Genomic DNA, 11,504 nt, shown 5'->3' with positions numbered 1-11,504 from the left:
GCGCACGAGGTGCGCGGCTCGGGTAACCCCCGGCGCCGGCGCAGACAGACAGGGAGAGACGGATGGCAAAGGGCGACCCCGGGGCCGCCACCCGCAGTAAGCGGGCCGCACCCCGTACCAGACGCGCCGCCGCGACCGGTGAAGCGGAACTCGTACAGCTGCTCACCCCCGAGGGTGAGCGGATCGAGAGCGCGCTCGGCCCGGACGGGACCGAGTACCGCGTCGACTTCACCGACGAGGAGTACCGCGGGCTCTACCGCGACCTCGTGCTGGTCCGCAAGCTGGACGCCGAGGCCACCGCTCTGCAGCGCCAGGGCGAACTGGGCCTGTGGGCCAGCCTGCTGGGCCAGGAGGCCGCGCAGGTCGGCTCCGGCCGGGCGCTGCGGAAGCAGGACATGGCTTTCCCGACCTACCGCGAGCACGGCGTGCTCTACTGCCGCGGCATCGACCCGATCATGCCGCTGGGCCTGTTCCGCGGCGTCGACCAGGGCGGCTGGGACCCGAACGAGTTCAAGTTCAACATGTACACGATCGTGATCGGGGCACAGACCCTGCACGCGACCGGGTACGCCATGGGTGTCGCCATGGACGGCAAGACCGGCGGCGAGGACGGCGAGGCGGTCATCGCCTACTTCGGCGACGGCGCCACCAGCCAGGGCGACGTCAACGAGTCGTTCGTCTGGGCCAGCGTCTTCAACGCCCCGCTGGTGTTCTTCTGCCAGAACAACCAGTACGCCATCTCCGAGCCGCTGGAGCGGCAGACCCGCGTGCCGCTGTACCGGCGGGCCGGCGGGTTCGGCTTCCCGGGTGTCCGGGTGGACGGCAACGACGTGCTCGCGTCGTACGCGGTGACCCGGCACGCGCTGGACAACGCGCGCAACGGCCAGGGCCCGAGCCTGATCGAGGCGTACACCTACCGGATGGGCGCGCACACCACCTCCGACGACCCGACCCGCTACCGCATCGCCAGCGAGGTCGAGGCGTGGCAGGCCAAGGACCCGATCGCCCGGATGAAGGCGTTCCTGACCAAGCAGAAGATCGCCGACGAGTCGTTCTTCACCGCTGTCGACGAGCAGGCCCGCACCGAGTCGGTGCACCTGCGCGAGCGCGTGCTCGCCATGCCCGACCCGCAGCCGGTGACCATGTTCGACCACGTCTACCCCAACGGCTCTCCCGAACTGGACGAGCAGCGGGCCCGGTTCACGCAGTACATGGAGTCCTTCGAGGGGAGCGCGCACTGATGGCCACGGAGACGCTCACCCTCGGCAAGGCACTCAACACCGGTCTGCGGCGGGCCCTGGAGAACGACCCGAAGGTCGTCATCATGGGCGAGGACGTCGGCAAGCTCGGCGGCGTGTTCCGGATCACCGACGGCCTCCAGAAGGACTTCGGCGACCAGCGCGTGATCGACACCCCGCTGGCCGAGTCCGGCATCATCGGCACCGCCGTCGGCCTGGCCATCCGTGGCTTCCGGCCGGTCTGCGAGATCCAGTTCGACGGCTTCGTCTACCCCGCGTACGACCAGATCGTGTCGCAGGTGGCGAAGATGCACTACCGCTCGCAGGGCAAGGTGCGGATCCCGATGGTCATCCGCATCCCGTTCGGCGGCGGCATCGGCGCCGTCGAGCACCACTCCGAGTCGCCCGAGGCGTACTTCGCGCACACCGCCGGTCTGAAGGTGGTGAGCTGCGCGAACCCGCAGGACGCGTACGTGATGATCCAGCAGGCGATCGCCTCGGACGATCCGATCGTGTTCCTGGAGCCGAAGCGGCGCTACTGGGAGAAGGGTCCGGTGGACCTGGAGGCGCCGATCGCCGACGCGTACCCGCTGCACTCGGCCCGGGTCGCGCGGCCCGGCACCGACGCGACGGTGCTGGCGTACGGCCCGATGGTCCGCACCGCGCTCGACGCGGCCACCGCCGCCGCCGAGGACGGCCGCGAGCTGGAGGTCATCGACCTGCGGACGATCTCGCCGCTGGACCTGACCGCCGCGTACGAGTCGGTGCGGCGCACCGGCCGCTGCGTGGTCGTGCACGAGGCCCCGGGCAACCTGGGTCTCGGGTCGGAGATCGCGGCCCGGATCACCGAGGAGTGCTTCTACTCCCTGGAGTCCCCGGTGCTGCGGGTGACCGGCTTCGACACCCCCTACCCGGCCGCCCGGGTGGAGGAGGAGTACCTGCCCGACCTGGACCGGGTGCTCGACGCCGTCGACCGCACGTTCGGCTGGTGAGCGGCATGTCCCGGATCAAGGAGTTCAACCTTCCCGACCTGGGCGAGGGCCTGACCGAGGGCGAGATCCTCGCCTGGTTGGTCAAGGTCGGCGACGACATCGAGCTGAACCAGCCGATCGTCGAGGTGGAGACCGCCAAGGCGGCGGTCGAGATCCCGGCGAAGTGGGCCGGACGGGTGCAGGCGATCTTCCACCCGGAGGGGTCCACGGTCGAGGTCGGCGTGCCGATCATCGCGATCGACACCGACCCGGGCGCCGGGCCGATCGAGGAGTCCACCACCGCGACTCCCGCGTCGGACCTGCCGGCCCCGTCGGCCGCGTCGCTGGCCGCGGTCCAGGTCGCGCCCGCCGAGGGCATGGTCGAGCCGGGCCTGATCGGTGGTGTGGCCCCGGGTGGGCGTACCGCCGTGCTGGTCGGCTACGGCCCGCGCAACGCCCCGGCCAAGCGCCGCCCGCGCAAGGGTGACGCGCCGGCCGCGGCACCGGCTCAGGCCGCCCCGGTGGCACCCGCGCCGGTCCCCGCCCCGCCCGCGCCTGCGCCTGCGCCTGCGCCTGCGCCTGCGGTGAACGGCAACGGCCGGGTCTCCGGCCCGGTGCTGGCCAAGCCGCCGGTCCGCAAGCTGGCGAAGGATCTCGGCATCGACCTGGCCACGCTCACCGGCTCGGGTCCGCTCGGCTCGATCACCCGTGAGGACGTACAGCGGGCGGCGAGCGCGACCCCGGCGGCGGCCGAGCCGCTGACGGTCGCGGCACCGGCCGCGTCGGCCGCGAGCTTCGGCGCGGACCGCGAGCAGCGCATCCCGGTCAAGGGGGTACGCAAGCTCACCGCGGAGAACATGGCCCGATCGGCGTTCACCGCCCCGCACGTGACGGAGTTCCTGACCGTCGACGTGACCCGGGCGATGAAGGCGCTGGACCGGCTGCGTGACCGGCGCGAGTGGCGCGACGTGCGGGTCTCGCCGCTGCTGCTGGTCGCCAAGGCAGTGCTGCTGGCGGTCAAGCGGCACCCGATGGTCAACTCGACCTGGGCCGGCGACGAGATCGTGGTGAAGGAGTACGTCAACCTCGGCATCGCGGCGGCCACCGAGCGCGGCCTGATCGTGCCGAACATCAAGGACGCCGGGCGGCTCTCGCTGCGCGAGCTGGCGGATGCGATGACGGAACTCGTGCAGACCGCGAAGTCGGGCAAGACGTCCCCGGCGGACATGTCCGGCGGCACGCTCACCATCACCAACGTCGGCGTCTTCGGCGTCGACACCGGTACGCCGATCCTGCCCCCGGGCGAGTCGGCGATCCTCGCCTTCGGCGCGGTACGGGAGCAGCCGTGGGTGCACAAGGGCAAGGTGAAGCCGCGCCTGGTGACCACGCTGGGCCTGTCCTTCGACCACCGGATCATCGACGGCGAGCTGGGCTCGAAGTTCCTCCGCGACATCGGTGAGTTCCTGGCCGACCCGGAGGCGGCGCTGCTCGCCTGGACCTGACGTACCGATCGCTCCGGTCACGGCCGGTGTGCCACGGGTGAACACCCGGCACACCGGCCGTGACCGTTTTGGGAACGGAATCATAGGATCCGGGGGCGCGTCGACCTACGATCCGTAGGTACGTGGTTCAGCTCACCTAATAATCGATGGCGATGGGCGGCCCGGTGCGCTTAAATAGAGACATCAAGGGGCTGACAACCGAATAGCCAGGAGGAGAGACCCAAGATGAGCATGATCGAGCGAATCCGCACCCGCCGCGACGCCAACCGCCGCGCCCGCGCCATCGAGCACGCGCTGCGTTCCGCGAACTCGCCCGCGGTCCGCGAGGAGCTTCTCGCCATCGCCCAGCGTCACATGAGCTGACGTCACAGACCTTTCTCACCTCCTCCAGTCCGAAGACCCGCCCGACACCGGGCGGGTCTTCGGCGTATCGGCATCGGTCGGCACCGGGATTCCACCTCGCTCCACCGCCCGGTACGGTTGGCACGGTCGCCAACCGGTTGGTTCCGGGCCGACGCGGGCAAGTGAAACCCATCGACGTCGTCCGGTGACTGACGGTGACGGCTGATGCTCCCCCGGGCGGCTCCGGGCGACCACCGGATACGGTGCGGGGAGCCCGCACGGCCGGTACCCGCCGGCGACGCCGGTAGCCATGCCGACGGTCCCCCCGACCGGCATCGGCGGCCGACCTGTGATGGAGGAGGCGCACCCATGACGTCCGAGGCTCCGCACCGCCCCGGCCAGGAGCCGGGCGAGGTGTCGCCGGGCACCGGCGGACCGGTGCCGTACGGCGATCAGCCGGCGCAGCAGGACAACGGGTACAACGGCGCACCCGACCTCGGCTGGGCACCGCCCCCGCCGGCCGGTCGGCCCGCGCAGCCGGCCCCGGCCTGGGCCGCGAACGACGACCAGCCACCCGCGTGGGCCCCGCCCGCCGGGCAGCCGGTGACCGGGCGGGCGACCGCCCAGGTCCCGCAGCCCGCCTGGGGCGGCAACGACCAGGGCAACCCCGCCTGGTCCGGTTCCGGTGGCCCGGCCTGGGGCAACCAGGAGCAGTCCGGCCCGGACCGCGGCGCCGAGCAGGCACCGCCCGCCTGGGCCGCCACGCCGCCGGGCAGCCTGGCCGAGCCGTCGCCGGCCCCCTGGGCCGCCGCCGAGCAGAACCGTCCCGGATGGAACGCCGGCGAGCAGCAGCAGGGCTGGTCGCCGTCCGGTGACCCGGCCGCCCGCGGCACCGGCTACGTGCCCGCCCCGGCCACCGTGCCGAACGAGACCTGGGTCACGCCCGCCCCCGCGGACGACCCGCATCGCTCCGGCGGCTTCGCGCCCACCGGCGGGCAGCACGAGGACGCCTCCGGTCGCGCCGGTGGCTGGGCCGCCGCGCAGCAGCAGCAGGACGACCCGAACCGCTCCGGCGGCTGGAACCCGCGCGACGAGCAGCCCGCCGCGTCCGACGACCCGAACCGCTCGGGCGGCTGGAACCCGCGGGAGAGCCAGCCGGCCTGGGCGCCGGGTCAGCAGACCGGCGCCACCTGGCCGCCGGCCGACCCGCCCGCCCGTGCCGCCGCAGCCGTCTCGGTGCCCGGTGCCGCCCGGCCGGACCACGCCTGGTCCACTCCGGAGCAGTCCGATCAGGACAACCGCCCGGCCGAGGACAGCGGCGGCTGGCGCGCGACCGGTGGGCCGCAGCACGACGAGGGACAGCGTTCCGGCGGCTGGCCCGCCCCGCAGGGCGAGAACCGGCCCGGCGGCTGGGACGAGCCGGCCCGCGCCGAGGACCCGGACCGCTCGGGCGGCTGGGCTGCCGGGCGCGCCGCGAACCCCGCCGAGGCGGCGCAGCCGGGCGGCTGGGAGCCGAACCGGCAGTCCGGCGGCTGGGGTGACGGCGCCGACGTACCGCAGCAGCGTGACTCCGGCGAGCAGGCCGGCGCCTGGAGCGGCGCGGCCGCCGTACCGCAGCAGCACGAGCCCGCGCGGCCGGCGGACGAGCCGGCGCAGCCCGCCTGGGCGCCGCCGCGCCGGCCGAGGCGTCGGCCCGCGCCAGCGTGTCCGTGCCGTCGACCGACGCACCCGCCGGCTGGGGCGGCAACCAGGACGAGCGTCCGGCCGCACCGTCGCCCGAGCCGTGGCCGCAGGCCGAGGCGTGGGGCCGGTCCGAGGACTCCGCCCCGGCCTACCAGCCCGCCCCCGCGCCGGGCATCTCCCCCGGCAACGCGGTGCCGCTGCCGGCGCAGCAGCAGCGGGTGCCGGGCGCCGCGCTGGCCGCGTCGTCGCCCACCGACCACCCGGGCAACGAACCCCAGGGGTACGAGCCGGAGCGCGGCGACGGTGGCTGGAACGCGTCCCGTCCCGAGGAGCCGCAGTCGCCCGCCGTTCCCGCACCGCGTACCTCCCCGGAGGGCGGCCCGGTTTCGGCGAGCGCGTCGGTGCCGGTGGCCAGCCGGGTCACCCCGCCGTCCGACCAGCCGCTGCCGACCGGCGGCCCCACGCCGCAGCCCCGGGTGTACGGCCGTCCCGCCCGCCCGGAGCCCGAGGACGCCCCCGAGCCGGACGAGCCCGGGTTCCCCGGCCAGGACGGGCCGCACGGCAACGGCTTCCCCGGCCCCGGCCCGCAGTCGCGGTCCGAGGACGCCGACGGCCCGCAGGGGTACGCCGGCGCGCCCTCCTCGCCCGCCGCGCCGCCGTCGTTCCCGGTCGGTATGCCGTCCTTCGCGGACGCGCCCGGCAACACCCGTCCCGCCAACGGCGTGCACCCGGGCGGCGAGCAGCCCGGCACGGGTCGCGACCCGTTCGGCGGCCCGCAGAGCCCGTACGGCAACCCCGGCGGCCAGGACCCGTTCGGCGGCCCCGGTGGCCGGCCGGAACCGTTCGGCCCCGGCGGTCAGCAGGAGTCGTTCGGCAGTCCCGGCGGTCAGCCCGACCCGTTCGGCGGTCCCGGCGGTCAGCCCGACCCGTTCGGCGGTCCGGGTGGGCAGCAGGCGGCGTTCGGCAGCCCGGCCGGGCGGCCCGAGCCGTTCGGCGAGCCGGACCGGTTCGGCCCGCCCGCCGGAGGACGCGCCTCGGTGGCGGTGCCCGGCCAGGGCCCGGCCGGTGGCGGCAACGCCTTCCCGCCGCCTCAGCAGGCCCCGCCGGCCTGGTCGCAGGACGGGCCCGGCACCGAGCCGGAGCAGGGCCGCTTCGACGCGTTCAAGCCGGATGCCACCGAGTCGCAGACCGAGGCGCCCCCGCCGAAGGTGCGCAACGGCCGGGTGCTCGCCGCCGTGCTGATCGCCGCGGTGCTCATCCTCGCCGTACCGCTCGGCCTGCTGACGCTGCTCGGCAAGGTCGGCGACAAGTCGGACGGCTTCGACCCGGCGGTCGGCTCCTGCGTGAAGCAGTCCGGCACGAGCGCCGTGGCCGCCGACTGCGGCGAGCCGGGCGCGTTCAGCGTGGTGTCGAAGGTGGACAACAAGGACAAGTGCGCCGACCTGTCGCAGCCCTCGGTCTCGGTCGAGGGCGGCGGGACCACCCGGGTGCTCTGCCTGAAGCCCGCCGGCCAGTAACCACACGTACGCGGAGCGCCCACCCCTCGTCGGGGTGGGCGCTCCGCGCCGTTGCGGTGTGCGTCTGTTCACCCCGGGATCGCCGGGAGCGCGCCCGGCCGGTGCGGCACGATGGGGGCATGAGCGCACGCGTACGGGCACCGGAACTGCGGGGTCGGGCCTGGCTGAACACCGGCGGCAAGGCCGTCACACTGGCCGACCTGCGCGGCAAGATCGTCCTGCTCGACTTCTGGACGTTCTGCTGCATCAACTGCCTGCACGTACTGGACGAGTTGCGTCCGCTCGAGGAGAAGTACGGCGACGTCCTGGTCGTGATCGGGGTGCACTCGCCGAAGTTCGAGCACGAGAAGGACCCGGCGGCGCTGGCCGCGGCCGTCGAGCGGTACGGCGTGCACCACCCGGTGCTCGACGACGCCGAGATGGACATGTGGCAGCAGTACGCGGCCAAGGCGTGGCCGACGCTCGCCGTGGTCGACCCCGAGGGGTACGTGGTCGCCACCATGGCCGGCGAGGGGCACGCCGAAGGACTGGCCCGCCTGATCGACGACCTGATCGACACCCACGAGGCGAAGGGCACGCTGCACCGGGGCGAAGGCCCGTACGTGCCGCCCGCCGAGCCGGACACGGTGCTGCGGTTCCCCGGCAAGGCGCTGCCGCTCGACGGTGGAAACCTGCTGGTCAGCGACTCGGCCCGGCACTCGCTGGTCGAGCTGGCCACCGACGGCGAGACGGTGGTCCGCCGCATCGGCGCCGGTTCCCGGGGGCGTACGGACGGCCCGGCCTCCGCCGCCACGTTCGCCGAGCCGCAGGGGCTCTGCCTGCTGCCGCCGCACGTGGCCGAGGTCGCCGGTTACGACGTGGTGGTCGCGGACACGGTCAACCACCTGCTGCGCGGCGTACGGCTGTCCTCCGGCGAGGTGGTCACCGTGGCCGGCACCGGGCGGCAGTGGCGCTCGACAGTCGACGACCACGCGCACGACGCCCGCGCGGTCGACCTGTCCTCCCCCTGGGACGTGGCCTGGTACGACGACCGGGTGATCGTCGCGATGGCCGGCATCCACCAGCTCTGGTGGTTCGACCCGATCAAGCGGACCGCCGGCATGTACGCCGGGACCACTGTCGAGGCGCTGCGCGACGGCCCGCTGCCGGACGTGTGGATGGCCCAGCCGTCCGGGTTGTCGGTCTCGGCCGACGGCGCCCGCCTGTGGGTGGCCGACAGCGAGACCAGCGCGATCCGGTGGGTCTCCGACGGCGAGATGCACACCGCCGTCGGTCAGGGCCTGTTCGACTTCGGGCACGTCGACGGCCCGGCCGACCAGGCGTTGCTCCAGCACCCGCTGGGCGTGTGCGCGCTGCCCGACGGCTCGGTGCTGATCGCCGACACGTACAACGGGGCGGTGCGCCGCTTCGACCCGGAGACCGGCCAGGTGGGCACCGTGGCGGACGGGCTGGCCGAGCCGAGCGACCTGGTGCTCACCGGGGAGGGCGAGGTGCTGGTGGTCGAGTCGGCCGCGCACCGGCTGACCCGGCTGGCCCCGGGCGCGCTGACGTCGGCCGGCGCGAACACGGTGGACGGCCCCCGGCACCGGCTGGAACGCAAACCCACCGACGTGGCGGCCGGTGAACTGACCCTGGACGTGATCTTCACGCCGGCGCCGGGGCAGAAGCTCGACGAGACGTACGGGCCGTCGACCCGGCTGGTCGTCTCGGCGTCCCCGCCGGAGCTGCTGGTCGAGGGCGCGGGCACCACCACCGAGCTGTCCCGCAGGCTGGTGGTCAGCGGCGACGTGGCGCAGGGGGTGCTGCAGGTGACCGCCCAGGCGGCGACCTGCGACGCCGACGTCGAGCACGCGGCCTGCCACCTGACGCGGCAGGACTGGGGCGTACCGGTCCGGGTGGTCACCGGCGGCGCGACTCGCGTACCGCTGGTCCTGCGGGGGATGGACGCCTGACCGGAGGTGTTAAGAAGGGCCCCTTCCTCTACCGGAGGCGTTAAGAAGGGGCCCTTCCTTTCACGCGAACGGAGTGAGCGTGACCCCCGCGTCGACAAGCGCGGCCCGCACCAGCTCCGCGCACCGCACCGCGCCGGGCGTGTCGCCGTGCAGGCAGATCGACTCGACCGGGGTGGGGATCACCGTCCCGTCGACGGCGACCAGCGTCCGCTCGACGGCCATCCGTACCGCCCGGACGGCCACCTGCTCCGGGTCGGTCACCAGCGCGTCGGGTGAGCTGCGCGGCACGAGCGTGCCGTTGGGGAGGTAGTTGCGGTCGGCGAACCCCTCGGCCACCACCCGCAGTCCGGCGCCCGCGGCGAGCTGCGCCAGCACGGTGCCGGGCTGGCAGAGCACCGGCAGCTCGTGGTCGTATCCGCTGATCGCCGCCACCAGCGCGGCGGCCTGACCCTCGTCGTGGGCTGCCGCGTGGTAGAGCGCCCCGTGCGGCTTGAGGTAGCGGACCCGGGTGCGGTAGAGGCGGCAGAAGGCGTCGAGCGCCCCGAGCTGGTAGATGGTCTCGTCGCGCAGCTCGGCGAAGTCGTACGCGATGTGCCGCCGGCCGAAGCCGGCGAGGTCCCGGTAGCCGACCTGCGCGCCCACCGCGACGCCGCGTTCGGCGGCACCGGCGCAGACGCGGTGCATGGTGGCCGCGTCGCCGGCGTGGAAACCGCAGGCGACGTTCGCGGAGCTGATCAGGTCGAGCAGTGCGTGGTCGTCGCCGAGCCGCCAGCTTCCGAATCCCTCGCCGAGGTCAGCGTTGAGGTCCATGGAACGTCACCGTAGTGCCTGGCCGGGCCTGGGCGAGCGCTGTCACGTCGTCCACCACTCCGATGACCGGGTACCCGCCGGTGGTGGGGTGGTCGGCCAGGAAGACCAGCGGTTGACCCGACGGCGGCACCTGCACCGCGCCGAGCACCAGACCCTCGCTCGGGAGTTCGCCGGCCACCGCGCGGGTCAGCGCCGCGCCGGCCAGCCGCGCGCCGACCCGGTTGCTGTCCGGGCTCACCGTGTACGCGTCGCGGCACAGCAGGTCCAGCGCCTCGGGCGTGAACCAGTCCTGCCGGGGGCCGGGACGCACGCTCAGCCGTAGCTCGTCCGGGACCGGCCCGGTGACGGGGACGTCGACGGGTGCGGGTGGGCCGGCCGGGGTGCCGAGCGGCAGCCGGTCCCCGTCGCGCAGCGGCGGCGGTCCGAGGCCGGAGAGTGTGTCGGTGGCGCGGCTGCCGAGCACCGGTTCGACGGCGATCCCGCCGCTGACAGCGAGCCAGGTCCGTACCCCGGCGTGGGCCGGTCCGACGCGCAGCACCGCGCCCGCCGGGAGCGAGAGCGGCCGTCCCACGTCCCCCGGCCGGATGTCCCCGGTCCGCCACTCGACGACCACGTCGGCCGGGGCGCCGATGAGCGCGACGGCGACGGCCCGGATGAACCGCAGGGCACAGCCGGTCATGGTGATCTCCAGCCCGGCGGCGTGCTCGTCGTTGCCGACGAGCCGGTTGGCCAGGCGCAGGGCGGCCGGGTCGAGGGCTCCGGAGCGGGGTACGCCGAGGTGCGCCCACCCGGACCGCCCCTGGTCCTGGACGGTGGTGAGCGCCCCGGCCCGCAGCACCTCGATCACGACGCGTCGACCAGCCGGACGCGGGTGCCGGGGGTGAGCCGGGCCGGCGGGTCGGCGTGCACGTCGAACAGCGGCAGGTCGGTGCGGCCGACGAGCAGCCAGCCACCGGGTGACGCGGCGGGGTAGATGCCCGCGTACGGGCCGGCGAGCGCGACCGAGCCGGCCGGCACCCGGGTACGCGGCGTGGCGAGCCGGGGGACCGCGAGCTCGGGCGGCAGCCCGGTCAGGTACGCGAACCCGGGCGCGAAGCCGCAGAACGCGACCCGGAACTCGGTGCGCCGCAGCCGGTCGACGACGGCGGGCACGTCGGTGTCCCAGTGGCCGGCGACGCGCGGCAGGTCCTCCCCGTCGTACACGACTGGGACCCGGACCTCGGCGGTGGCCGGGCCGGAGACGGCGGTGCGGGGCCGCCAGCCGGCGATCCGCGCGGCGGCCGTCTCCGGGTCCGGTACGCCGTCGAGCAGCACGGTGACCGCGCCCGGGACGATCTCGGTGGCGGTCAGTTCGCCTGCCTCGCGCCGGTGCCACAGTTCGGCCTGCCACGCCTGCGCCTGCTCCGCGTCGTCGCAGTCGAGGAGAAGGGCGTACGCCCCGACCGGCCGGATCCGCATCCGGTCATCCTCCCGCCGGGTGAGGTGACGG

8 protein-coding genes and 1 pseudogene are annotated in these 11,504 nt (G+C 74.6%); 6 read left to right on the top strand and 3 right to left on the bottom strand.

The genetic code is table 11. The annotated features are described in order from the left end of the window. Positions 1–62: 62 nt before the first annotated feature. The 6 genes and pseudogenes from pdhA (at position 63) to ACQP26_RS00630 (ending at position 9,205) form a co-directional block, all read left to right on the top strand. Positions 63–1,241 (top strand): pyruvate dehydrogenase (acetyl-transferring) E1 component subunit alpha, encoded by a 1,179-nt coding sequence (gene pdhA / locus ACQP26_RS00655; RefSeq protein ID WP_433494661.1) that lies wholly within the window; start codon positions 63–65, stop codon positions 1,239–1,241. After that, positions 1,241–2,230, top strand: a complete 990-nt coding sequence (locus ACQP26_RS00650) for an alpha-ketoacid dehydrogenase subunit beta (protein WP_128138856.1) — start codon at positions 1,241–1,243, stop codon at positions 2,228–2,230. The genes pdhA and ACQP26_RS00650 overlap by 1 nt, the downstream gene beginning before the upstream one ends. Before the next feature lie 5 nt (positions 2,231–2,235). Further along, positions 2,236–3,711 (top strand): dihydrolipoamide acetyltransferase family protein, encoded by a 1,476-nt coding sequence (locus ACQP26_RS00645; RefSeq protein ID WP_433496065.1) that lies wholly within the window; start codon positions 2,236–2,238, stop codon positions 3,709–3,711. Positions 3,712–3,936: 225 nt separating this feature from the next. Continuing rightward, positions 3,937–4,074, top strand: a complete 138-nt coding sequence (locus ACQP26_RS00640; RefSeq protein WP_013283356.1) for a hypothetical protein — start codon at positions 3,937–3,939, stop codon at positions 4,072–4,074. A gap of 2,639 nt (positions 4,075–6,713) precedes the next feature. After that, positions 6,714–7,253 (top strand): annotated as a pseudogene (locus tag ACQP26_RS00635) (LppU/SCO3897 family protein); the annotation flags it as partial. 119 nt (positions 7,254–7,372) lie between these two features. Continuing rightward, positions 7,373–9,205: an NHL domain-containing thioredoxin family protein gene (locus tag ACQP26_RS00630; protein ID WP_433494660.1), complete on the top strand. Its 1,833-nt coding sequence runs from the start codon at positions 7,373–7,375 to the stop codon at positions 9,203–9,205. A gap of 60 nt (positions 9,206–9,265) precedes the next feature. On the opposite strand, the gene ACQP26_RS00625 is transcribed toward ACQP26_RS00630, so the two are convergent. Genes ACQP26_RS00625 through ACQP26_RS00615 form a run of 3 tightly spaced genes read right to left on the bottom strand, consistent with a single transcriptional unit; the run spans position 9,266 to position 11,473 of the window. Then, positions 9,266–10,015 carry a LamB/YcsF family protein gene (locus ACQP26_RS00625; protein WP_269703161.1) on the bottom strand — a complete coding sequence of 250 codons (750 nt, stop codon included), beginning with the start codon at positions 10,013–10,015 and terminating at the stop codon, positions 9,266–9,268. After that, positions 9,999–10,862, bottom strand: a complete 864-nt coding sequence (locus tag ACQP26_RS00620; protein ID WP_433494659.1) for a biotin-dependent carboxyltransferase family protein — start codon at positions 10,860–10,862, stop codon at positions 9,999–10,001. Before ACQP26_RS00620 ends, ACQP26_RS00625 begins: the two co-directional genes overlap by 17 nt. Then, positions 10,859–11,473, bottom strand: a complete 615-nt coding sequence (locus ACQP26_RS00615; RefSeq protein ID WP_269703165.1) for a 5-oxoprolinase subunit B family protein — start codon at positions 11,471–11,473, stop codon at positions 10,859–10,861. Before ACQP26_RS00615 ends, ACQP26_RS00620 begins: the two co-directional genes overlap by 4 nt. Positions 11,474–11,504 lie beyond the last annotated feature (31 nt).

It is taken from the genome of Micromonospora sp. CA-248089, from assembly GCF_050948515.1.
Taxonomy (GTDB): Bacteria; Actinomycetota; Actinomycetes; order Mycobacteriales; family Micromonosporaceae; genus Micromonospora.
The sequence above is the reverse complement of the archived record's forward strand: the minus strand, read 5'-3'. Positions and strand labels throughout refer to the sequence as shown.